The 20,810-nt window shown below is 64.1% G+C and carries 24 protein-coding genes; 9 read left to right on the top strand and 15 right to left on the bottom strand.

All coding sequences use genetic code 11. The features are described from left to right. Positions 1-64 precede the first annotated feature (64 nt). The 3 genes from NDK18_RS06470 to NDK18_RS06460 all read right to left on the bottom strand — a co-directional run bounded on the left by NDK18_RS06470 (position 65) and on the right by NDK18_RS06460 (position 2,719). Positions 65-388, bottom strand: coding sequence for an H-NS histone family protein (locus tag NDK18_RS06470; RefSeq protein ID WP_250627351.1), 324 nt, complete (start codon positions 386-388; stop codon positions 65-67). A gap of 182 nt (positions 389-570) precedes the next feature. Further along, on the bottom strand, positions 571-2,268 hold the full coding sequence (locus NDK18_RS06465; RefSeq protein WP_250625134.1) for a proline--tRNA ligase: 1,698 nt from the start codon (positions 2,266-2,268) through the stop codon (positions 571-573). Positions 2,269-2,326: 58 nt separating this feature from the next. After that, the gene (locus tag NDK18_RS06460; protein WP_250625135.1) at positions 2,327-2,719 is read right to left on the bottom strand and encodes a DUF4124 domain-containing protein; all 393 of its coding nucleotides are present in this window, start codon (positions 2,717-2,719) and stop codon (positions 2,327-2,329) included. A 136-nt stretch (positions 2,720-2,855) separates the two neighbouring features. Here NDK18_RS06460 and pssA point away from each other — a divergent pair, with 136 nt between their 5' ends. The 3 genes from pssA to rimI are packed head-to-tail and all read left to right on the top strand — an operon-like array spanning position 2,856 to position 4,588. Then, the gene (pssA, locus tag NDK18_RS06455; protein ID WP_250625136.1) at positions 2,856-3,632 is read left to right on the top strand and encodes a CDP-diacylglycerol--serine O-phosphatidyltransferase; all 777 of its coding nucleotides are present in this window, start codon (positions 2,856-2,858) and stop codon (positions 3,630-3,632) included. Continuing rightward, positions 3,629-4,099, top strand: coding sequence for a hypothetical protein (locus tag NDK18_RS06450; RefSeq protein ID WP_250625137.1), 471 nt, complete (start codon positions 3,629-3,631; stop codon positions 4,097-4,099). Before pssA ends, NDK18_RS06450 begins: the two co-directional genes overlap by 4 nt. A 3-nt stretch (positions 4,100-4,102) precedes the next feature. Continuing rightward, positions 4,103-4,588, top strand: a complete 486-nt coding sequence (gene rimI, locus NDK18_RS06445) for a ribosomal protein S18-alanine N-acetyltransferase (RefSeq protein WP_250625138.1) — start codon at positions 4,103-4,105, stop codon at positions 4,586-4,588. Between the two features lie 11 nt (positions 4,589-4,599). Here the strand turns inward: rimI and NDK18_RS06440 are convergent, their stop codons facing one another. Genes NDK18_RS06440 through NDK18_RS06420 form a run of 5 tightly spaced genes read right to left on the bottom strand, consistent with a single transcriptional unit; the run spans position 4,600 to position 10,393 of the window. Then, on the bottom strand, positions 4,600-7,356 hold the full coding sequence (locus NDK18_RS06440; RefSeq protein ID WP_250627350.1) for a valine--tRNA ligase: 2,757 nt from the start codon (positions 7,354-7,356) through the stop codon (positions 4,600-4,602). A gap of 49 nt (positions 7,357-7,405) precedes the next feature. Then, the gene (gene hemE / locus NDK18_RS06435) at positions 7,406-8,476 is read right to left on the bottom strand and encodes a uroporphyrinogen decarboxylase (protein WP_250627349.1); all 1,071 of its coding nucleotides are present in this window, start codon (positions 8,474-8,476) and stop codon (positions 7,406-7,408) included. After that, positions 8,466-8,726, bottom strand: a complete 261-nt coding sequence (locus NDK18_RS06430) for a WGR domain-containing protein (protein ID WP_250625141.1) — start codon at positions 8,724-8,726, stop codon at positions 8,466-8,468. Before NDK18_RS06430 ends, hemE begins: the two co-directional genes overlap by 11 nt. A 57-nt stretch (positions 8,727-8,783) precedes the next feature. Next, positions 8,784-9,854 (bottom strand): 3-dehydroquinate synthase, encoded by a 1,071-nt coding sequence (gene aroB / locus NDK18_RS06425; protein WP_250625142.1) that lies wholly within the window; start codon positions 9,852-9,854, stop codon positions 8,784-8,786. Continuing rightward, positions 9,851-10,393: a shikimate kinase gene (locus NDK18_RS06420; RefSeq protein WP_250625143.1), complete on the bottom strand. Its 543-nt coding sequence runs from the start codon at positions 10,391-10,393 to the stop codon at positions 9,851-9,853. The genes aroB and NDK18_RS06420 overlap by 4 nt, the downstream gene beginning before the upstream one ends. Before the next feature lie 7 nt (positions 10,394-10,400). Here NDK18_RS06420 and NDK18_RS06415 point away from each other — a divergent pair, with 7 nt between their 5' ends. Further along, positions 10,401-11,213 carry an NAD-dependent epimerase/dehydratase family protein gene (locus NDK18_RS06415; protein WP_250627348.1) on the top strand — a complete coding sequence of 271 codons (813 nt, stop codon included), beginning with the start codon at positions 10,401-10,403 and terminating at the stop codon, positions 11,211-11,213. Between the two features lie 44 nt (positions 11,214-11,257). Next, a complete protein-coding gene (locus NDK18_RS06410; protein ID WP_250625145.1) occupies positions 11,258-11,593 on the top strand; it encodes a YbjQ family protein in 336 nt (111 codons plus the stop codon). Here the strand turns inward: NDK18_RS06410 and NDK18_RS06405 are convergent. Further along, complete coding sequence (locus NDK18_RS06405; RefSeq protein ID WP_250627347.1) at positions 11,580-12,371, bottom strand: kinase; 792 nt, start codon at positions 12,369-12,371, stop codon at positions 11,580-11,582. The two genes, NDK18_RS06410 and NDK18_RS06405, sit on opposite strands and share 14 nt — an antisense overlap. A 55-nt stretch (positions 12,372-12,426) precedes the next feature. Here NDK18_RS06405 and pdxH point away from each other — a divergent pair, with 55 nt between their 5' ends. Next, entirely contained in the window at positions 12,427-13,014 is a 588-nt protein-coding gene (pdxH, locus tag NDK18_RS06400) for a pyridoxamine 5'-phosphate oxidase (RefSeq protein WP_250625147.1), read from the top strand. Then, positions 13,011-13,451 (top strand): secondary thiamine-phosphate synthase enzyme YjbQ, encoded by a 441-nt coding sequence (locus NDK18_RS06395; protein WP_250627346.1) that lies wholly within the window; start codon positions 13,011-13,013, stop codon positions 13,449-13,451. Before pdxH ends, NDK18_RS06395 begins: the two co-directional genes overlap by 4 nt. Positions 13,452-13,478: 27 nt before the next feature. Here the strand turns inward: NDK18_RS06395 and NDK18_RS06390 are convergent, their stop codons facing one another. After that, complete coding sequence (locus NDK18_RS06390; protein WP_250627345.1) at positions 13,479-14,900, bottom strand: M14 family zinc carboxypeptidase; 1,422 nt, start codon at positions 14,898-14,900, stop codon at positions 13,479-13,481. 179 nt (positions 14,901-15,079) lie between these two features. Here NDK18_RS06390 and NDK18_RS06385 point away from each other — a divergent pair, with 179 nt between their 5' ends. Further along, positions 15,080-15,889, top strand: coding sequence for a cobalamin-binding protein (locus NDK18_RS06385; protein WP_250627344.1), 810 nt, complete (start codon positions 15,080-15,082; stop codon positions 15,887-15,889). Positions 15,890-15,903: 14 nt separating this feature from the next. On the opposite strand, the gene NDK18_RS06380 is transcribed toward NDK18_RS06385, so the two are convergent. From NDK18_RS06380 to proC, 5 genes are all read right to left on the bottom strand, one after another. Further along, positions 15,904-16,506, bottom strand: a complete 603-nt coding sequence (locus NDK18_RS06380; RefSeq protein ID WP_250627343.1) for a hypothetical protein — start codon at positions 16,504-16,506, stop codon at positions 15,904-15,906. Between the two features lie 95 nt (positions 16,507-16,601). Further along, on the bottom strand, positions 16,602-17,354 hold the full coding sequence (locus NDK18_RS06375; RefSeq protein ID WP_486644316.1) for an RHS repeat-associated core domain-containing protein: 753 nt from the start codon (positions 17,352-17,354) through the stop codon (positions 16,602-16,604). A gap of 298 nt (positions 17,355-17,652) precedes the next feature. Then, positions 17,653-18,069 carry a DUF4426 domain-containing protein gene (locus NDK18_RS06370; protein WP_250627341.1) on the bottom strand — a complete coding sequence of 139 codons (417 nt, stop codon included), beginning with the start codon at positions 18,067-18,069 and terminating at the stop codon, positions 17,653-17,655. A gap of 13 nt (positions 18,070-18,082) precedes the next feature. Beyond that, the gene (locus NDK18_RS06365; RefSeq protein WP_250627340.1) at positions 18,083-18,658 is read right to left on the bottom strand and encodes a YggT family protein; all 576 of its coding nucleotides are present in this window, start codon (positions 18,656-18,658) and stop codon (positions 18,083-18,085) included. After that, positions 18,655-19,479, bottom strand: a complete 825-nt coding sequence (gene proC, locus NDK18_RS06360) for a pyrroline-5-carboxylate reductase (RefSeq protein ID WP_250627339.1) — start codon at positions 19,477-19,479, stop codon at positions 18,655-18,657. The genes NDK18_RS06365 and proC overlap by 4 nt, the downstream gene beginning before the upstream one ends. A 213-nt stretch (positions 19,480-19,692) precedes the next feature. Here proC and NDK18_RS06355 point away from each other — a divergent pair, with 213 nt between their 5' ends. After that, positions 19,693-20,730, top strand: a complete 1,038-nt coding sequence (locus tag NDK18_RS06355) for a type IV pilus twitching motility protein PilT (RefSeq protein ID WP_250627338.1) — start codon at positions 19,693-19,695, stop codon at positions 20,728-20,730. Positions 20,731-20,810: the final 80 nt, after the last annotated feature.

Raw genomic sequence — 20,810 nt, 5'->3', positions numbered from 1 at the left:
TATCGCTATCCCATACGGCCGTGCCGGCATCGAAGCCCGGTATCGGCATGCAACCTCACGCGTATTAACCGATCAACAGGTCTTTTTCTTTCTTCCCGGCTTTGAGCGCATCGGAGAACCAGTGCGGGCGCTTGCCACGGCCTGTCCATGTCTGTTCCGGATTGGCCGGGTTGCGGAACTTGGGCTTGACCTTGCCGATGACCCGGCGCGGTTTGGCGCGGCCGCCGAAGACATCGTCGAAGGAATAACCTTCGGCCTTGATCAGTGCGTGGATCTTGTCCCGAAGCTTCACCACGCGCTCCTTGCGAAGCTCTCCCTGGCGCACCTGGGCGCGGGCGATCAGCTCATTGAGCTGGTTGTGGGTCAGGTTTTTCAAGTCGACGGCCATGATTAACTCCGTGGGTAATGGGCTGGATTCTCGCCGATGCGTTCGGGCAATGCAAAAATCCTTTTTGCAAACGTTATGAAGCCGGTTATTTAAAGCGATTAACGAGAAGGTTTGATGAAAACCGTGAAGATGACAAAAAAGGCCGCCCGGAGGCGGCCTTTTCATTACACCGCTGGCGCCTCTTACCCAAGCAGGGTGATGAGGTCCTCGCGGGGCAGGTTGCGGCTTTCGCTTTCGCTGCGGGAGCGATATTCGAAACTGCCTGCGGCCAGACCGCGTTCGCTTACCACCACCCGGTGCGGAATGCCCAGCAGCTCGATATCGGCGAACATCTGTCCCGGGCGCAGGCCGCGGTCATCGAGTACAGCGTCGATACCTTGTTGGCGGAGCGACTGATAAAGGTCTTCGGCTGCCTGGGCTACCTGGGCGTCGTTCTTGGGATTGATGACGCATACGGCCACGCGCCATGGCGCCATCGGCTCGGGCCAACGGATGCCCGCCTCGTCATGGCACTGTTCGATGGCGGCAGCGACGATGCGGCTGACGCCGATGCCGTAGCACCCCATGGACATCACGCGGATCTTGCCGGCGTCGTCCAGCACCGTGGCGTTCATCGCCTGGGCGTATTTCTCGCCAAGCTGGAACACATGCCCCACTTCGATGCCGCGAGCCAGGCGCAAGGTGCCATGGCCGTCGGGCGAGGGATCGCCTTCGACCACCTTGCGCAGGTCCGCCACGCGGTTGATGCGTGCGTCGCGCTGCCAGTTCGCGCCGGTGTAGTGGGTGCCGTCGGCGTTGCCGCCGCAGACGAAATCGGCCAGATGCGCGGCGGCATGGTCGACGATCACCGGGATGTCGTCGGGGAGGCCCGCTGGGCCGATGAAACCCGGGCGGGTGCCGGTAGCGGCAAGGATCTCCGCCTCGGAAGCCAGTTCCGATGTATCGGGAAGCTCGGGCAAGTGGGCTGCCTTGACTTCGTTCACTTCGTGATCGCCGCGCACGCATAGCGCCACCAGGCCACTGCGGCCCTTGACCAGGATGGTCTTCACGCACTGGGAGGGAGCCACCTTGAGGAAGGCTGCGACGTCGTCGATGGTCTTCTGGGTGGGGGTATCCACGCGGGTGAGCGCAGCCGAGGGCGCGGGCCGTTCGCCGCTAGGCGGCATCGCTTCGGCCTTCTCGATGTTGGCGGCATAGTCCGAGCCGTCGGAGAAGGCGATGGCGTCTTCGCCCGCGTCGGCCAGTACCTGGAACTCGTGGCTGGCATTGCCGCCGATGGCGCCGGTGTCGGCCTGCACGGCACGGAACTTCAGCCCGAGGCGGGTGAAGATGCGCGTGTAGGCGTCGTACATCGCCTTATAGGTTTCGGCCAGGGACTCGGGCGTGAGATGGAAGGAGTACGCATCCTTCATCAGGAACTCGCGCGCGCGCATCACGCCGAAGCGCGGTCGGATCTCGTCGCGGAACTTGGTCTGGATCTGGAAGAAGTTCAGCGGCAGCTGCTTGTAGCTGCGCAGCTCGTTGCGCGCGAAGTCGGTGATGACTTCCTCATGCGTGGGCCCGTAGCAGTATTCCTGCTCTTTCCGGTCGCGCATCTTCAGTAGCTGCGGGCCGAATTTCTCCCAGCGCCCGGTTTCTTCCCAAAGGTCGCGCGGCTGCACCGAGGGCATCAGCATCTCGATGGCGCCGGCACGCAGCATTTCCTCGCGGACCACGGCCTCGACCTTGCGCAACACCATGAGGCCCAGCGGCGACCAGGTGTACAGGCCCGCGGCCAGGCGGCGGATCATGCCAGTGCGCAGCATCAGCCGGTGGCTGGCGATCTCGGCCTCGGCCGGGACTTCCTTGACGGTATTGAGGTGGAACTGACTAAGACGCATGACGGGTCCGGTGGGGCGTGGAACCGTCGATTATAGGGCGCGCTGGCTCGCGGCGGCCCTACTTGGCGCAGTTCTGCTTGTATTGGTCCTGCGCCAGGGAAAGCTCTTGCCGGCGGTGGGTGTCGTCAAGGGCAACCTGTTTGCCGTTGGGGCCATCGATGCTCAAGGGCTCGGTGCCGCTGAGCAAGGCCATGTTCTTCTGCAGGTCCGTGCAAACGGACTTGTTTCCGGCGTCGGCGGAGGGCTTGGCGGCGCTGGACGATGGCGTGGGAACGGCCGAGGGGCCCAGGGGCGAGGTGCTGCCAGTGGTCTTGACGTTCTTGTAGTCGGTGCCGGTGGGAGGCGGGGTGTCGGAATAGTGCACCGTGCCGCTGGCATCCTTCCATTTGTAGGCCTGGGCTGAGGCCGCGGTGGCAACGACGATCAGCAAGAGGGGCAGCAGGCGGCGCATGGGAGATCCCGGCAAAGGTCGTGCGCACTAGTTAACATCCCGGACCCCGGGGCACAAGCTCCGGGGCCGCCGGGACTGGCAAATGTGGGATGCGGCCCATGGTTTACACTGTGGGCGTCATCTTACGGACGAGCCCATGAGCGACGCGTTGCCGCCCCGCCGGCCACCCCATCGCGGTATCTACCTGCTGCCGAACCTGTTCACCACGGGGGCGATGTTCGCCGGGTTCTACGCGATCGTGGCTTCCATCGGTGGGAACTACCGGGACGCGGTGATCGCGGTGTTCGTCGCGGCGATCCTGGATGGCCTGGACGGGCGGGTGGCCCGCATGACCCATACCCAGACCGAATTCGGCGTGCAGTACGACTCGCTTTCGGATCTTGTCAGCTTCGGCCTGGCGCCATCGCTGGTGCTCTACAACTGGTCGCTTAAGTACTTGGCGCTGCACGGGGAGGCCTGGGGCAAGGCGGGCTGGGCAGCAGCATTCCTTTACGCTGCGTGCGCAGCGCTGCGCCTGGCCCGGTTCAATACCCAGGTGGGCGTGGCCGACAAGCGCTACTTCCAGGGGCTTGCCAGTCCTGCCGCGGCGGGGTTGTGCATGTCGTTTGTCTGGGCCATGGAAGAGTTTGATATTCCCGGTAACGACGTCGATATCCTGTCGCTGATCGTGGCGGTGGTGGCAGGCCTCCTGATGGTCAGCCGGTTCCGCTATTTCAGCTTCAAATCGTGGCCAGAACGGGTGCCGTATACGTGGCTGGTGCTGATGCTGCTGGCGCTGGTGGCGTTGGCGGTGGCCACGGGAAGCGTGATGTTTTCCATCGCGCTGGTCTACGTGGCGTCGGGTCCGGTCATTACCCTGTGGGGACGCGCCACCCATCGGCGCCGCCCCCGCCGTATGTCGGAAAAGTCATGAACGCAAGTCTCCGCCAGCGCGAGGTCAATCGCCTGCTCGGGCTGTCGCCCGTGCGTCTTCGCGCGCGCGGCCCGATGATGGCTGACAGCGCTACGCCGGCAGCCGGCGAGCCGGCGGCGGACATGTCTGGCGCGGCCTGCGTACTGATCCTTCCGGCTGGCTGCAGCCCGAGCGCGCTGGACATGCTCGGCAGGGCCGTCCAGGCCTACGGCCCGACATTGGCGCGCGCGGCGCGCATCGAGGTTCGTGACGGCAGGCTGCCGGACGTCCCGGCCGCGCGTGCCTACCTTGCCTTTGGTAGCGAGCAGGCCCAGGCGCTCGGGCGCGAACTTCCTGCCGCGGTGCTCGCCGCCGCTGAAGTGGTGCTGGTGGATTCGCCGACGACCCTGCAAGGCGATGCTGCCGCCAAGCGGCGACTATGGACCGCCATGCGCACGGTACGCCGTGCGCTGCGGCCGAGGGCATGACCGATGGTGACCGCGGCCCTCCCTGCGGTGGAACTGCGTGCCATGCGGCGCGAGGACCTCGACCAGGTGCTTGCCCTGGAACTGGCCAGTTATGAATTCCCCTGGACACCGGGCATCTTTCGCGATTGCCTGCAGGCTGGCCACAACTGCTGGGTTTTGTTGCACGACGGTCAGGTCGCCGGTTACGGCATCCTGTCGGTAGCCGCCGGCGAGGCGCACGTGCTGAACCTGTGCACCGGGCCGATGTACCGCGGCATGGGATACGGACGACGGCTGCTTAAACGCCTGACTGATCTCGCCCGCTGGTATGGCGCCGAGCGCATCTACCTGGAAGTGCGCCCATCCAACCCGCAGGCGCAGGAGCTGTACCTGTCGGTGGGTTTTGTCGAGATCGGCCGCCGCCCGAACTATTACCCCGCGCATATGGGGCGCGAGGAGGCCATCGTGATGGCCTACGAGATCAAGCCGCTGGGAAGCACGCGACCATAGGGTCGCGGCAGCTAAAGCTTCCCGGACTGTTCCCGCAAGCCCTCAAGCTGCGCCGTCCAGTCGGTAATGCGCGCACGCTCCTGCGCCACCACTTCGGCCGGTGCATTGGCCACGAAATTGGCGTTGCCGAGCTTGCCCTCGCACTTGCGGATTTCACCTTCGATGCGGGCGATTTCGCGGGCAAGACGGGTTTTCTCAGCTTCCACGTCGATCAGGCCGGCCAGCGGGATCAGTACGCGCAGGGTGCCGACCACGGCGACCGCAGCGGCAGGTTCATCGGCCTTGGACTCGACCCAACGCGGTGGCTCGACACGTCCGAGGAAGGCCAGCTGCGCTGCGAACTTGGCCGAGCGCTCGCGATCCCTTGCATCGCCATCGGCGAACAGCAACGGTATGGCCTTGCCCGGCGGGATGTTCATCTCGGCCCGGATGCGGCGAAGGCCGGTGAGCACGCCCTTGATCCACTCCACTTCCGCTTCCGCCGCGGCATCTGCGGCGATGTCGGTGGCCTCGGGATAGGCGCGGGTCATGATGGTGTCGCCTGCAAGTCCCAACGGCGCCGCCACGGCGTGCCAGATTTCCTCGGTGACGAACGGCACCATCGGATGCAGCGCGCGCAGCAGGGTTTCGAGCACGTAAAGCAGCGTGTGGCGCGTTGAGGCGATGGCTACCGTGTCATCGCCATTCAGGGCAGGCTTGGAGAGTTCAAGGAACCAGTCGCAGAACTCGTTCCAGGTGAATTCGTACAGCGCCTGCGCGGCGAGGTCGAAACGATATGCGGCCAGCTGCGCATGCACCTCGGCTACCGTGTGGTGCAGGCGCGCCAGGATCCAACGTTCGGCTTCGGTGGCGGGCCTGGCAGGTGCCTGCACGGGCGCCTCGCCGACATTCATCAGCACGAAGCGCGCGGCATTCCAAAGCTTGTTGATGAAGGCCTTGTAGCCGCCGCAGCGTTCCAGGTCGAACTTGATGTCGCGCCCGTGCGTGGCAAGCGATGCGAAGGTAAAACGCAGCGCGTCGGCACCGAAGGCGGGGATGCCTTCGGGGAATTCCCTGCGCGTGGCTTTTTCGATCTTCTCGGCCATCTTCGGCTGCATCAGGCCGCCAGTGCGTTTCTCTACCAGCGCGTCGAGCGCGATACCGTCGACCAGGTCGATCGGATCGAGCACGTTGCCCTTGGACTTGGACATCTTCTGGCCGTCTTTGTCGCGCACCAGGCCGGTGATGTAGACGTCCTTGAAGGGCACTTCGCCGGTGAAGTGGTCGGTCATCATGATCATCCGGGCGACCCAGAAGAAGATGATGTCGAAGCCGGTCACCAGCACGCTGGAGGGCAGGTAGCGTGCGTAGCCTTCGCTATCCATCGCTGCAGGATCGGGCCAGCCCAGCGTGGAGTGGCTCCACAGCGCCGAACTGAACCAGGTTTCCAGCACGTCGTGTTCGCGGGTAAGTTCACCCAGCCCGCGTTCGGCTGCCTGCGTCTTCGCATCGGCCTCGTCGCGGGCCACGACGATCTCGCCGTTGGCCGCATACCAGGCGGGAATCTGGTGGCCCCAGGTGAGCTGGCGGCTGATGCACCAGTCCTGGATGTTGCCCAGCCAGTGGCGATAGGTGTTGATCCAGTTTTCCGGGACGAAGCGGACCTTCCCCGATTCGACCAGTTCCAGGCCGCGGGCGGCGAGGGTGTCCATCTTCACGAACCACTGCCAGGTAAGGTACGGCTCGATCACCTGGCCGGTACGGTCGCCGCGCGGCACCTGCAGCTTGTGTTTCTTCGTTTCGACCAGGTAGCCCTGGGCTTCGAGGTCGGCCAGCACCGCCTTGCGCGCAACGTAGCGGTCCATGCCGCGGTAGGCGGCAGGCGCGTTGTCGTTGACCGCGGCCTCGGGGGTGAAGATGTTGATCATCGGCAGGCCGTGGCGCTGGCCGATGGCGTAGTCGTTGAAATCGTGGGCCGGGGTGATCTTCACGCAGCCGGTGCCGAATTCCCGCTCCACGTAGTCGTCGGCGATGATCGGGATCTCGCGGCCGGACAGTGGCAGGCGGAGCGTCTTGCCCACCATCGCGGCGTAGCGTTCATCTTCCGGATGGACGGCCACGGCGACGTCGCCGAGCATCGTTTCCGGACGCGTGGTGGCAACCACAAGCGAACCTGAGCCATCGGCCAGGTCGTAGCGGATCGACCAGAGCGAACCGTCTTCCTCGGCGCTGACCACTTCCAGGTCCGAGATGGCGGTTTTCAGCACCGGGTCCCAGTTCACCAGGCGTTGGCCGCGATAGATGAGTTTTTCCTCGTACAGGCGCACGAAGGTCTCGATCACCGCGGTGGAGAGCGACCGGTCCATGGTGAAGCGCTCGCGCGACCAGTCGCCGGAGACGCCCAGGCGGCGCATCTGGCGGCCGATGGTGCCGCCGGACTCGCCCTTCCACTTCCACACGCGCTCGATGAAGGATTCGCGGTCGAGGTCCGAGCGCTTCTTTCCTTCCGCTTCGAGCTGGCGGGTGACCACCATCTCGGTGGCGATGCCGGCGTGGTCCATGCCCAACTGCCACAGCGTGTCGAAGCCACGCATCCGGTGATAACGGATGAGCGTGTCCATGATGGTGTGCTGGAACGCATGGCCCATGTGTAGCGTGCCGGTGACGTTCGGCGGCGGCAGCATGATGCTGTAGGGCGTGCCCTTGCCCGAGGGCTTGAAGTAACCGTTGGATTCCCAGTGATCGTACCAGCGGGTCTCGATCTGGCTGGGCTCGAAGCTCTTGTCCATGCGGGCGGCGGCAGTTTGCGGGAAAGCCGTTGATTATAGCGGGTTTGGGCTAGCTTCCGCGGATCGTCCGGCCATGGGCGTGGACGGTATCCACCAACACCTTCACGTTTTCGGGGTCTACTTCCGGCGTGATGCCATGGCCGAGGTTGAACACGTGCCCCGGATGGTTGCCGAAGGCGTCCAGCACGGCTTTCGCCTCGCGTTCCACGATTTCTGGCGTGGCCCGCAATACGGACGGGTCCAGGTTGCCCTGCAGGGCTACGCGGCCTCCCACGCGGCGGCGGACCTCGCCGATGTCGGCGGTCCAGTCCACGCCCAGCGCGGTGCAGCCGGTATCGGCCAGGGCCTCGAAATGGCCATTGGCGCCCTTGGAGAAAAGGATCACCGGCAGGTCGCGTGAGGCGGCGTGGGCCTTCAGCGCATCGACCACGCCTGCCATATAGCGAAGCGAGAATTCACCGAAGGCCTTCGGGCCCAGCAAGCCGCCCCAGGTATCGAACACCATCAGCGCCTGGGCGCCGGCCTCGGCCTGGGCGATCAGGTAAGCGGTGACTGACTTTTCAATCACGGATAAAAGCTGGTGCATCAGGGCCGGTTCGTTCCAGCCCATGGCCTTGACCCGGGCGAAGTCCTTCGAGCCGTGGCCCTCGACCATGTAGCAGGCAAGCGTCCAGGGGCTGCCTGAAAAGCCGATCAGCGGTACACGGCCGTCGAGCTCCCGGCGGATCAGGCGTACCGCGTCCATCACGTAGCGCAGTTCGCCGTCCATGTCGGGAACGGCCAGGCGCGCGACATCGGCCGCACTGCGCACGGGACGGTCGAACTGCGGTCCTTCGCCCTGGGCGAAGGTAAGGCCCAGCCCCATCGCGTCGGGAATGGTCAGGATGTCGGAGAAGAGGATGGCGGCATCAAGGTCGAAGCGCGCCAGCGGCTGCAGGGTGACCTCGCAAGCCAGCTCCGGGGCCTGGGCCAGGGCCATGAAGCTGCCGGCGCGTTCGCGCGTGGCGCGGTATTCGGGCAGGTAGCGGCCGGCCTGGCGCATCACCCACAGCGGCGTGGTGTCGGTAGGTTCCCGGCGCAGGGCGCGCAGGAAGCGATCGTTCTTCAATTCAACGGCCATACGGCGAATCCTGTCCCTGGCTGAACATCACTTTGAATCCACGCTTCAACTGCGCATCGCGGGCTTTTTCGAATGCGGCCAGCGCGTCGTCGCGTTCGAGGAACACATCGCGCTTGAGGCTGGCCCGGCCGCCTTGCGTGCCCCATTCCCGATAGAGCGTCCAGCCGCCGAGCAAATCCTGCTCGAGGCTCAACTGGTAGTAGCGCGGCGCCTCGGCGGCGTCGGGCCTGGTTTGCATGTAGATACGCATGGGGTGCCTGGTGGCGCCGCGGAACTTTCTATTGTAGGCGGTTGGCGCGTGTGAGCGTTAGCTGCCGAGCACGGCCAGGACGTCCTGCTCGGCCACGCCAGGCACGATCTCGGCACGGCCGATACCGCGCCAGAGGATCAGCTTCAGCACGCCGGCCGTGGTCTTCTTGTCCAGCATCATCAGGCGCAACAACTCACCCGGGTTGCTGTTTTCCGGCATGGCGACGGGCAGGCCCAGTCGTGTGAGCAGGGCGGCCAGGCGCGCGGCGTCGGAGCTATCGGCCATTCCCAGGCGCGCTGAAAGCTTCGCCGCCAGCACCATGCCCACGGCCACGGCCTCGCCATGCAGGAACGCGGTGTAGTGGCCGGCGGTTTCCAGTGCGTGGCCGAAGGTATGGCCAAGGTTCAACAGGGCGCGTTCGCCTTGCTCGGTTTCGTCGCGGGCCACCACGCCGGCCTTGTAGGCGCATTTGCGGGCAATGGCCTCGGCCATCAGCGTGGGCTCGCGGGCTTTCAGTGCGTCGGCGTGTTCTTCGATCCAGGCAAAGAAGCCGGGATCGCCGATGGCCGCGCCCTTGACGACCTCGGCCATTCCCGCGCTGTATTCGCGGTCGGGCAGGGTGGCCAGGGTGTCGATGTCGGCCACCACCGCGCGCGGCTGGTGGAAGGCGCCGACGAGGTTCTTGCCTTCGGGTACGTTCACGCCGGTCTTGCCGCCCACCGAGGAATCGACCATCGCCAGCAGGGTGGTGGGCATCTGGATGAAGTCGATGCCGCGCATCCAGCAGGCCGCGGCGAAGCCGGCCAGGTCACCAACCACGCCGCCGCCCAGGGCAATGATGCAGGCATCGCGGGTAGCACCCTGGCGGGCGAGCGAAGCCAGCACCTGCCCGACATTGGCGAAGGTTTTTTCCGACTCCCCATCGCCGATCAGGTGGGTACCGACGATGAAACCATCCAGCCCGGCGCGCACGCGCTCGAGGTAAAGCGGCGCCACGGTGGTGTTGGAAACGATCAGCACGTGCCGCCCGCGGATCGCCGCGCGCCAGCGGGGTGCGTCGTCAATGAGGCCTTGTCCGATCCAGACGGGGTAGCTGCGCGCGCCAAGCGCGACGGTGAGTTCTTTCATGAGGCTCGCACCGGACGCCGCCAGTGGGCGTCGATAAGTTCGATGGTAGTTGCCGCCGCCGCAGCCAGGCCTTGGCCCTGCGGGGGCACGATAAGATCGGCGATTTCGCCGTAGAAGGGAGCCCGGGCCGAGGCCATGGCGGCCAAGCGGCCCTGGCGGTCGCCGGTTTCCAGCAGTGGCCGGTTGTGGTCGTGCTCCAGCCGGCTCAATTGCTGGTCCACGTCGACCTGCAACCAGACGACAAAGCCGCGTTCGCGCAAGATTTGCCGGTTGCCCAGGTCCATCACGGCGCCGCCACCGGTGGCCAGCACGACGCCGGGCCGGCGGCTACACTCATCAAGGCAGGCGCTTTCGCGCAGGCGAAAACCGGCTTCGCCCTCCATCTCGAAGATGGTGGTCACCGATACCCCGGTCCTCGCCTCGATGGCTTGGTCCAGGTCGACGAAGGGCAGGCCGTAATGCGCGGCCAGGCGTTTGCCCAGCGAAGTCTTGCCAGCGCCAGTGGGGCCGATGACGAAGAGGTTGGACGACGGATTCATGCCATCGATGCTAACAAGTAATGGCCGGCGGGTACTCATCATCGGTTGCGGCGATGTCGGTTTGCGTCTGGCGCGGCGACTTCTGGCGCGGGGTATCGAGGTACATGCGTTGCGGCGCAGCGCCCAGGCGCCGGACGCCGGGGGCTTGCACTGGCACCAGGGCGATCTGACCGCGCCACCGCCGCTGCCGCGCGTGGATGCGATGGTGTTTACCGCCACGCCCGATGCACGCGACGAAGCCATCTATCGGCGCGTGTTCATTCACGGCCTGGCGCGCATGCTCGATGCAAACCCCGACGCGCGCGTCGTGCTGGCGTCGTCGTCGGCGGTCTACGGCGACCACGACGGCGGCTGGGTGGACGAAGAGACGCCACCTGCACCCCCGGGTTTCAATGGCCGCGTGCTGCTGGAAGCCGAGGCGCTGGTACAGGGGCAGGGTGGGTCGGCGCTGCGCCTGGCCGGCCTGTACGGGCCCGGGCGATTGCAACTGGTCGACCGCCTGCGTGCCGGTGCAGCCCGTGTTCCGCGAGCCCATCCGTTCCATGTCAATCGCATCCACGTCGACGACGCAGCATCGGCGCTGATGCATGTGCTGGACGATCCGGCGCCTGCACCTGTCTACCTGGGCGTGGACGATACGCCGTTGCCGATGCATGAACTCTACGACGCGATCGCCATCGCCTGTGGCGCGCCGCTACCGCCGGAAGGGCCGCCACCTCCGGGCATCGGCAGCAAGCGGCTGCGCAACCATCGTCTTCGCGCGACCGGCTGGCAACCTGCGTGGCCAGACGCGAGGTTGGGCTACTTAGCCCTTGTCTGACATTCGTCGATACTCACCCGTACCTTCTAACCAGGAGCGTTCCCATGGCAGGTCCCGTACAGCGACAGATGGTTTCAACCTCCAACGAAATTCCCGGTCACAGGATTGTCCGCGGACTGGGCGTGGTCCGTGGCATCACCGTGCGTTCGCGCAGCGTGATTGGCAACCTTGGCGCCGCGTTGCAGACCCTGGTCGGCGGCAATATCACGATCTACACCGAACTGTGCGACAAGGCCCGCGAGGAAGCCTTCGAGCTGATGCTCCAGCATGCCGGCGAACATGGTGCCAACGGCGTGATCGCCATGCGCTACGACGCCAATGACGTCGCCGAAGGCGTGACGGAAGTATTGGCCTACGGCACAGCCGTCATCGTCGAGTAATCCTTACCGGCGTGCGCGTGGTGTCCAGCTCCACCAGGACATCCGCGCGCGCTGGCAGGGTGCGCAGGGCATGGCGGCTGATCCGTTCGTAGTGGGACAGGAAACGGTCGAGCGCGGCATCGTCCATCGCACGCGGCGCGCCTGCGTGTTCGCGTTCGGCCTGGCCGCGCCAGGCGCGGACCACATCCCAGCCCGGCGCCTGCAGCACGGCCAGGCGGTCGATGCGCGCCCAGGCCGCTGCATAGGCGCCCAGTTGCGCATTGACGAAGCGCCGCCACGTGCCCTCGGCGTCTTCGTCTCGCTCGAGCGCATTGACCGGTAGGCCAAGCTCGGTATCGTCCTGCGGCGGCACGCCCAGGCACCAGCCTTCGAATACCACCAGGCTCGGCGGCCCGTCCACGTACTGCCAATGTTCTCGCGGCGCGCGGTCGTCACGTCCCTTGTCGAAACGCGGCATGGCCAGTGGCCAGTGCGTGGCCGGATCGACCAGGGCATCGAGGGTCGAAAGAAGAAGGTGAAGGTCGTGCGTGCCGGGCACGCCGCGGGTGGCGAGCAGCGGATGGACTTCCCGGCCCAGGGCCTGGCGCGCGTCGTGGCCGAGGTAGAAGTCGTCCAGCGACAGCGACACCGCGCGCCCGCCGCTTTCAACGGCCAGGCGCACCATCGCCGCGGCCACGGTACTTTTGCCGCTGCCTTGCAGGCCCGACACACCCAGCAGGCGGGGTGCGCCATCGAGCAACCTCACGGCCAGTGCATCCGGCCCCATGTTAGGATTCATCTCGCTCATGGCAGCCGAGCATAGTGCCTGCCATCGCCCGGATCGAATCCTTCGCATGCTCAGCACCGACATCCTCGCCACCTTCCGCGCCCTGCTCGAGGAGGCGCGCGCCAGCGGCGATCCCGAGCCCACCGCGATGAACCTCGCCACCGCCGATGTCGACGGTCGCATTTCATCGCGCATCGTCTTGCTCAAGGGCGTGGACGAGCGTGGCCTGCGCTTCTTCACCAATACCGAAAGCGCGAAGGGCGAGCAGTTGAAGGCCCACCCGCAGGTGGCGCTCACCTTCCACTGGAAGCAGATCGCGCACGGCGTGCAGGTGCGTTTTGAAGGCGGCACCAGCCGCCTGCTGCCGGAAGAGGCCGATGCCTATTTCGCCACGCGGGCGCGCGGCAGCCAGATCGGTGCGTGGGCGTCGGCGCAGTCGCAGACGCTGCCCGACCGCGACACGTTTGAACAGCGCGTGGCCAAATACGAAGCCGAGTTCGAGGGTCGCGATGTACCCCGCCCGCCATACTGGGGTGGCTACCTGATGCAGCCGAACTTGGTGGAATTCTGGTACGGAGCGGAATTCCGCCTGCACGAACGCGTGCGCTGGGACCGCTTCGGTGAAACCTGGCGCAGCCGGTTGTTATACCCATGACCCGCGCGCAGCCCGTGCAGCATGTCGCGCAGCATGGTTTTACCGTGCACACGCGTGGCCGCGGGTTGTTCGACGTCACCCAGCAGGTGCGAGATGCCGTCACGGCTAGCGGTGTAGGTACGGGGCTTGCGCAAATATTCGTGCACCACACCAGTTGTTCGCTGCTGATCGGGGAAAACGCCGACCCCGCGGTGCAGGCCGACCTTGAGCGCTTCTTCGCGCGCCTGGTGCCCGATGGCGATCCGATCTTCCGCCACGACGACGAAGGCCCGGACGACATGCCGGCGCACGTTCGTTCGATCCTCACCGGATCGAGCCTGGCGATCCCCGTGCATGCATCCAAACCAATGCTTGGCACTTGGCAGGGTATCTACCTGTACGAGCACCGTATCGATGCGCACCAGCGCAAGGTGACCGTCACCACGCTGGGGCACTGAGCTTCCGGCCAGTGCCCTGGCGGATCTTCATTTATCTTCTTCGTGTTCGTAGATCTCCGGCTTGAAGGCTCCCCGGTAGACAGAGTCATTCGTTGGGGCGAACAGTCGCGCACCGGCCCGATCGGTACTGGCGATGGCATCGACCAGTGCACGACCCAGGTCGCGCCAGTCATTCTGGGTTACCCAATGGCCAAAGCCGGCGCGACCGTAGGTGGTCTCCAGGGTGATGGCATTGACGTCCCGTCCTGCATGCTTCCACCACCAGCTTTCCGGGAAGAATGAGTTGAGGAAGGTGGCACCACCATCGGCAGGCGGCTGCTCGATGCGTCCGGAATAGTGGCTTGCGACGGCGCGGACAAAGGCGACCTGGCGATTGAACAGTGCCCGCTGGCCCGCGTCGTAACGTGATGGATCGGTGCCGAAATGCGGGAAGAAGAAAGCAGCCGTACCGGGCGAAGAGTTGCTCGAATGCAGGTTCAGCGCCAGCGTCACCGGCTGCTGTCGTTCGAGCAATGCCTGTGCGAAGGTGCCGGCATTGAGCTGCCTGTTCTCGAACGGTGCAGTGGGCGACAGGTAAACGGGAAAGGCCTCGGTGCGATCGTAGGTCCAGGTATTCTCCAGGTTGATGCTGGAGGTGTTGGTCCGATAGTTCCCGGCCACGACGCCATCAGGGTTATGCATGGGCACGATGCGGAAGACATGCGTGCGCCGCAGCCGCCGCGCCGTGTCGGTGTCGGCCAGCGGCGCGCGCACCAGGCCTTCGACCACATACGAGCCGCCGGTTTCGGCGGCGTGGGTCCGTGCGTGGACCACGACGGTACGGCGCGAGGGGTCGAGCCGGTCGACCGGGTCGGTAATGGTGATTTCCTCGATGGGCTTGCCGAATGTCGGTGATTGGGTGAGCAGGCGGCGCGTCACGTTGGGTGAGTGCAGCCCGTCCAGGAAGTTCGACAAGTCTTTTGTGGTGTAGGGAAACGTGCGGGCGATATAAGCGGTGGGCTGCTCAAAACGCTTGTTGACGACCATGCGGCACGTATCGGGCTTTTCCGGCACGCAGCCGGGAGCGATACCGGCCTCGGCATCGCTGAAATATTGCCAGTGCACCCCGTCATACGAGTAGACCGGACGGAAGTCGTCCGAGAATCCAAGGCGGGTGAACTCAAGCCGGGTCGTGGCGCTTGTAGGAATGTTCGCGGCATGGACATACCACCACGTGCGGAAGCTGTCCGGCAATGAGGCATCGTCGTTGTCGTTGCGCAAGGCCAGCTCGAAGGCCAGGCCGGCGGTGTCCAGCGGACGGATCATGCCGATGCTCCCCGACTCGAAATCCGTGCTGAAGTTGATCCCGCCGGGGTTGGTTGGAGCGTTGTTTGCCCAGGCCGCGGCACCCGTCAGTGCAAGGGCCGGAAACAGTAATCGCGTCATCGCAAAACGCAAGGGCGTTTTCATAAGCACATCGTTCCTTGACCAGGTGAAGAGTGCGCACCTTAGTAGTTGGTCGACCGTTACGCAGTCGGCGAACAACTCTTTTCAAGTCAGGGCTCAATAGAGCCTCGCGTGCTAAAATTGCTCGACCCGCCAGGTGGCCGGGTAGAAAAGGCCACCTCTGCGTTCGCGATGGCCAAGGCATGCACGACACCGATCACTTTCCCCAGCGAATCGTCTGCTTGACCGAGGAGCCGACCGAGGTGCTCTACGCCATTGGCGAGGAGCACCGCATCGTGGGTATCTCGGGCTTCACCGTGCGGCCGCCACGGGCACGCAAGGAGAAGCCGAAGGTCTCGGCGTTCACCAGCGCAAAGATCGGCACCATCCTCGACCTCAAGCCGGATCTTGCGATCGGTTTTTCGGACATCCAGGCCGACATCGCCCGTGACCTGATCAAGGCGGGTGTCGAGGTATGGATCAGCAATCACCGCAGCGTCGAAGGCATCGTGGCCTATATCCGGCGCCTGGGCGCGATGGTGGGTGCAACCGATCGTGCCGAAGTACTGGCGCAGCGTGCCGAAGAACAACTCGCGCGTGTTTCAGCACTCGCCGCCGCGTTGCCGCGCCGCCCGAAAGTGTATTTCGAAGAGTGGGACGACCCGCAGATCACCGGCATTCGTTGGGTAGCCGAATTGATCCGCATTGCCGGCGGCGACGACGTGTTCCCCGAACTGATGATGGAGCCGCTGGCCAAGCAGCGCATCCTGGCCGACCCCAAGGAAGCGGCGCGCCGCGCACCGGACATCATCCTGGGTTCCTGGTGCGGCAAGCGTTTCCGGCCTGGCATCGTTGCGGCCCGCGAAGGCTGGGCGGATGTTCCCGCCGTGCGCAACGGCGACCTCTACGAGATCAAATCACCGATCATTCTGCAGCCAGGTCCGGCTGCGATCTTCGATGGACTCGATGCCATTCACGGCATTATTGCCGTGTGGGCGCAGCGATTCGGGTGAGTCGGCGGGGCTACTTACTTTGCCTGGTTCGCACGTGCTACATCAAGCGCAGCCATCATTAGATCAGTGCCTGAAAAATCAAATGAAACACGATGCCCATCAATTACAAATGACTGGAGCTTGCCTCTCACTAGGCGATCCAATTTGTATTCCTGTTCGCGATTTTCTGGGATCCAGATCAGATGGTGACTAGCGCAGGATTCGATCAGATGGATCGACTCCTTGTCCACACTGATCGTCTTCCTGCCTGAACTCCTTTTTCCATCATGGCAATCATGTGCTTTGGCATCCGACGACAGGAATCCAAATTGAACGTGATGGATGGCATCACCGAATGCAACTAGCGTCGCAGTGGGATGTGTCAATGAATCAAGGCGATAACTGCCGTCGCCGATTGGTTTCCAGCGGGCCCCCTTGGGCAATTCTCCAGCGCTCTGCAGTTGATCCAAATGATCGAATGCAGAATCGATCTGACTGCGTTGGCGAGTGTCGGTGACAGCACCCGTTTCATCGGAGCGTCTGTCGTGATTGACTGGTGCCGGCGGAGGCTGTGCTGGGGAATCTTCAAATGATATGACGAAGATCGCGGTCACAAGAAGGAAGCGGATCATTTGCATGTGCGTAACTTGCATATGTAGTCCGCTGCATGAGCCCCTTGCCACTGATATGCGTCCACCATGTCCTGCTGGGTGAAGCCCGGCTTCCACAAGTGCTATGCAGATTCGCTTCTAAGTATTTGATTGACGAATCCCTGCGTTCTGAATGCATGCTCCTCGTGCAGTTTCACGCCCTCTTTAGCGGTGAGATCGAAGAGATGTGGGCCATCCACCAGGTGTTGACCTTCATGTGCAACGGCGGCCGCAAAATCAACTACATTGCTGTAGTGCGGGCCGTTCGGTCCAGTCACATTATCCATTTTGGCCATGTCGAAGTTAACGCTGGCACCGTTGTCTGAATATGTTGTATTACCTGGGGTTTCGCCACTCGCGAACGAAATGATGACGCCATTTCCATCGCCCTTGGTGCCGTATGCAGACACTACGTTCACCAGCGCATGCCTACGAGGATCACTCGTTTGCAATTGGCTGGCTGCGCTCTTGATAGTCCCAAGCGCTGGATCGAGTTTCTTATCGCAATCCTTAGAGTCACTCGCGCAGTCGTATAAGCCCGTTGGATCCTGATGAGTGAGTGGGTTGTTCGAAGCGAAAGAATACTGGTTGAATTCGGAAGCTATTGGATCTGCACTGATAAACCGTCCGATGGAGGGATCGTAGTAGCGAGCTTTCATGTAAACGAAACTGCTGTCGTCCGCATACTGTCCTTGAAAACCAGGGCCGTCGTTCGCGCTAAGGACTGCCTGCCCGAAAGGACGGGCGTCTAGCACTGAAGTTACGTTTCCTGCACTGTCAGTGGTGGCCAGGGGAGTTCCCTGCTGGTCGGTGTAGTAATTAAGTGACCTTTTCAGTGGCTAGCAGATTCGATGATCCTAAGATCGAGGCACACGAAAGCAAGGCCGAAAGTGCGACAGCACGTTTTTTTCCATTGCGCATAGCTCCCCCCGTTGCGTCAAGCGCTTCCGAGATATTTGCACGGCGTAATTGCCAAGTCTATGTTTCTCTCACGACTTGCCGATTGTGATCAACGGAGTAGTCGCCTGCAGCTTATTGGCGGGCTAGGGGCTTGGCGCTGTGTGCTCTGACGTGCATAACGTGCGCCTGCAGCATGCCGGTCGCATGAATGAGGGCGGGGTGTGCAAGCTGCCCTCAGTCGACGATGAAATCCTGGTTGAATTCCGCGTGCTGGGTCGTGCCGCCATTGGGTGTTACATCCAGCGCGAAATGCAGTGAGCCGGAGCTTGGTACGGTGTAGGTGCCCAGGTAAGTGGTGCTGCCGCTTTCGGTGACCTTGCGGAAGGTAATGGGCACGTTTTCGCCGGTGAGCGTGGTGACCTTCGCCTTTACCGTGGCCTCAACGTTCTCGTCGTTGGCGATGCGGCTGGCCGAGACGTTCAGAAGGCCCTGTTCCGGCGTATGCGCCACGCCCTGGGCCTTGGCGGACGCCGCGGGAAGGCCGTCGGCGGAGAGCGCGTTGTAGCGCACGATGAAGTCGCCGGCGCGCATGCTGTCGGCCAGGGCAGGGCCGGCCAGCGCCAGCAACGCAAGAACGAGCACGGTTTTCATGGCAATACTCCCGTCAGGTGCCGCCGGCCAGGCGCATGCCAATGTCGCTGATCATCATCACCAAGGTCACGCGCAGCAACATCAACACCAGGATCACCACGGCGGGCGAGAAATCCAGGCCGCCAAGCACGATGCGGCCGCGCAAGGGCCGCAGCACCGGCTCCACCAGGCTGCCCACCAGGCGGATCACCGGGTGGTAGCGATCGGTACTCATCATGCTCATCAGCGACCATGCGAACACCAGTACCACGTAGAGCATCACGAAATAGTCGACGAGTTCGGCCAGCCCCAGCACCAGCAGGCCCGGCACCGAGGGCATTGCACCCACCAGCGCGAATCCCAGCAACAGCTTGATCAGCTCGGCAAGGTACGCCAGCACCAACGCTGCGCTGTTCCACCGGCGCCAGGTCGGCAGCACCCGGCGCAGCGGCTGCAGGATCGGGTTGGTATAGCGGTACAGCACCTGGCACAGCGGGTTGTGGAAATCGGCGCGGCAGACCTCGGCAAGGAAGCGCAGGACGAAAAGCGTAACGATGGCGCCGAAGACAAAGCCGATGACCAGGCCGCCGGCGTTGGCGAGGTAATTCACGATTGTGCATCCATGGCAGCGGACATCGCCTCGGCCCGCCGGGTGGCGGCGTCGACGGCGCGTGCGACGATAAGGTTGAAATGATCCATGGCGAAGCTCTCCAGCGCCGCCTGGGTGGTGCCGTTGGGCGAGGTCACCCGTTCACGCAGGGTGGCGGCCGGCTCGTTGCCTTCGGTGAGCATTCGCCCGGCGCCGAGGGCGGTTTGCGCGGCCAGTGCACGGGCCGTCTCGGGGGAGAGCCCCTGGGCCACGCCGGCAGCCTCCAGCGCCTCGGCCAGCAGGAAGAAATAGGCAGGACCCGAGCCCGAGATCGCCGTCACCACATCGAGGTCTTCTTCCTGCGGGACCCAGGTGGTGAGGCCGGCCGAATCCAGCAGATGCTGCGCCAGGGCCCGTTGCGGGGGCCCTACCCGCCCGTTGGCGAACAGCCCCGTGGCGCCAGCGCCAATCAGGGCCGGCGTGTTGGGCATGCAGCGGACCACCGCCTGGGGGCCGCCCAGCCAGCGCTCGATCTGGGCGATGCGGATGCCGGCGGCGATGGACACCACCAGCGGCCGCGAGCGCGCCACCACGTGCTTCAATTCCTTGCAGACCGCCGGCATCACCTGGGGCTTGACCGCCAGTACCAGCACGTCGGCGCCCTCGGCGGCCAGCACGTTCTGCGGGTAGGTGGCCACCCCGAACTCGCGGGCGAGCTCCTGGCAGCTATAGGCGCGTGGCTCGGCAACGCTGATGGAACCTGCGTGGCCGCCATGCTTGAGCACGCCGCCGATCAGGCTGCGTGCCATGTTCCCGCCGCCGATGAAGGCTATGCGTGTCATGGATCTCCTTCTTGGGAGGGCTAAGGCGCGTCAACTCGCCGACAGGCGACAATATACCCGCAGCTTGCCCCTTCCCGGCGGCGGTGGTTACCCTAGGCGCGCAAGGGGGACCTGGCATTCAGGACCTGCGGCGACGATGGTGGTCATCCGTTGCCGTTTCGCCGTGCCGCTGGCCGCACCGCCCGTACGTTACGAAGAAATCAGGGGAATACGATGGACATCGCCGAACTGCTTGCCTTCTCGGTGAAGAACAAGGCATCCGACCTCCACCTCTCCGCCGGCCTGCCGCCGATGATCCGCGTGGACGGCGATGTGCGCCGCATCAACATCCCCGCGCTCGAGCACAAGCAGGTGCACTCGCTGATCTACGACATCATGTCGGACAAGCAGCGCCGCGACTACGAAGAGTTCTTCGAGGTCGACTTCTCCTTCGAGATCCCGGGCCTGGCGCGCTTCCGCGTGAACGCGTTCAACCACAATCGCGGCGCGGGCGCGGTATTCCGTACCATTCCCTCCGAAGTGCTTACGCTTGAAGACCTCGCCACGCCGCGCATCTTCCGCGAGCTGATCGAGCAGCCGCAGGGGCTGATCCTGGTCACCGGTCCCACAGGTTCGGGCAAGTCCACCACGCTTGCGGCGATGGTCGACCACATCAACAAGAACGAATACGGTCACATCCTCACCATCGAGGACCCGATCGAATTCGTCCATACCTCGCACAAGTGCCTGGTGAACCAGCGCGAAGTGCACCGCGATACCCACGGCTTCACCGAGGCCCTGCGCTCGGCGCTTCGCGAAGATCCGGACTACATCCTGGTGGGTGAGTTGCGCGACCTGGAAACCATCCGTTTGGCGCTGACTGCCGCGGAAACCGGCCACCTGGTGTTCGGTACGCTGCATACCTCCTCCGCCGCCAAGACCATCGACCGCATCATCGACGTGTTCCCGGCCGGCGAAAAACCCATGGTGCGCTCGATGCTGTCCGAATCGCTGCGCGCGGTGATCTCGCAGACCCTGCTGAAGAAGGTCGGCGGCGGCCGCGTGGCGGCCCACGAGATCATGGTGGCCATCCCGGCCATCCGCAACCTGATCCGCGAGGACAAGGTCGCCCAGATGTACTCGGCGATCCAGACCGGCCAGCAATACGGCATGCAGACCCTCGACCAGACCCTGCAGGACCTGGTCAAGCGCGGCCTGGTCACCCGCCAGCAGGCGGTGGGCTATGCGAAGAACAAGGAAGTGTTCAAGTAAGCCAACGGATGTCCGGGGCAAGCGCGTGATGGCTGCCCCGGCCACCATAATGCCAACTGCATCAGCCTTCTGGCGTACCA

The organism is Pinirhizobacter soli (genome assembly GCF_015905305.1).
GTDB lineage: Bacteria > Pseudomonadota > Gammaproteobacteria > Xanthomonadales > Rhodanobacteraceae > Pinirhizobacter > Pinirhizobacter soli.
Note: the sequence above shows the minus strand (reverse complement) of the source record. Positions and strands in the feature narration are given on the sequence as shown.

Bases quoted from the DNA above. Each gene is read 5' to 3' on its own strand.
- aroB (WP_250625142.1), bottom strand. From the start codon at position 9,854: ATGAAAGAACTCACCGTCGCGCTTGGCGCGCGCAGCTACCCCGTCTGG.
- pssA (WP_250625136.1), top strand. From the start codon at position 2,856: ATGAGCGACGCGTTGCCGCCCCGCCGGCCACCCCATCGCGGTATCTAC.
- NDK18_RS06440 (WP_250627350.1), bottom strand. From the start codon at position 7,356: ATGGACAAGAGCTTCGAGCCCAGCCAGATCGAGACCCGCTGGTACGAT.
- proC (WP_250627339.1), bottom strand. From the start codon at position 19,479: ATGACACGCATAGCCTTCATCGGCGGCGGGAACATGGCACGCAGCCTG.
- NDK18_RS06465 (WP_250625134.1), bottom strand. From the start codon at position 2,268: ATGCGTCTTAGTCAGTTCCACCTCAATACCGTCAAGGAAGTCCCGGCC.
- NDK18_RS06385 (WP_250627344.1), top strand. From the start codon at position 15,080: ATGCACGACACCGATCACTTTCCCCAGCGAATCGTCTGCTTGACCGAG.
- hemE (WP_250627349.1), bottom strand. From the start codon at position 8,476: ATGGCCGTTGAATTGAAGAACGATCGCTTCCTGCGCGCCCTGCGCCGG.
- NDK18_RS06405 (WP_250627347.1), bottom strand. From the start codon at position 12,371: ATGAATCCTAACATGGGGCCGGATGCACTGGCCGTGAGGTTGCTCGAT.
- NDK18_RS06450 (WP_250625137.1), top strand. From the start codon at position 3,629: ATGAACGCAAGTCTCCGCCAGCGCGAGGTCAATCGCCTGCTCGGGCTG.
- pdxH (WP_250625147.1), top strand. From the start codon at position 12,427: ATGCTCAGCACCGACATCCTCGCCACCTTCCGCGCCCTGCTCGAGGAG.
- NDK18_RS06420 (WP_250625143.1), bottom strand. From the start codon at position 10,393: ATGAATCCGTCGTCCAACCTCTTCGTCATCGGCCCCACTGGCGCTGGC.
- NDK18_RS06430 (WP_250625141.1), bottom strand. From the start codon at position 8,726: ATGCGTATCTACATGCAAACCAGGCCCGACGCCGCCGAGGCGCCGCGC.
- NDK18_RS06390 (WP_250627345.1), bottom strand. From the start codon at position 14,900: ATGAAAACGCCCTTGCGTTTTGCGATGACGCGATTACTGTTTCCGGCC.
- NDK18_RS06415 (WP_250627348.1), top strand. From the start codon at position 10,401: ATGCTAACAAGTAATGGCCGGCGGGTACTCATCATCGGTTGCGGCGAT.
- NDK18_RS06380 (WP_250627343.1), bottom strand. From the start codon at position 16,506: ATGCAAATGATCCGCTTCCTTCTTGTGACCGCGATCTTCGTCATATCA.
- NDK18_RS06370 (WP_250627341.1), bottom strand. From the start codon at position 18,069: ATGAAAACCGTGCTCGTTCTTGCGTTGCTGGCGCTGGCCGGCCCTGCC.
- NDK18_RS06410 (WP_250625145.1), top strand. From the start codon at position 11,258: ATGGCAGGTCCCGTACAGCGACAGATGGTTTCAACCTCCAACGAAATT.
- NDK18_RS06460 (WP_250625135.1), bottom strand. From the start codon at position 2,719: ATGCGCCGCCTGCTGCCCCTCTTGCTGATCGTCGTTGCCACCGCGGCC.
- rimI (WP_250625138.1), top strand. From the start codon at position 4,103: ATGGTGACCGCGGCCCTCCCTGCGGTGGAACTGCGTGCCATGCGGCGC.
- NDK18_RS06355 (WP_250627338.1), top strand. From the start codon at position 19,693: ATGGACATCGCCGAACTGCTTGCCTTCTCGGTGAAGAACAAGGCATCC.
- NDK18_RS06395 (WP_250627346.1), top strand. From the start codon at position 13,011: ATGACCCGCGCGCAGCCCGTGCAGCATGTCGCGCAGCATGGTTTTACC.
- NDK18_RS06470 (WP_250627351.1), bottom strand. From the start codon at position 388: ATGGCCGTCGACTTGAAAAACCTGACCCACAACCAGCTCAATGAGCTG.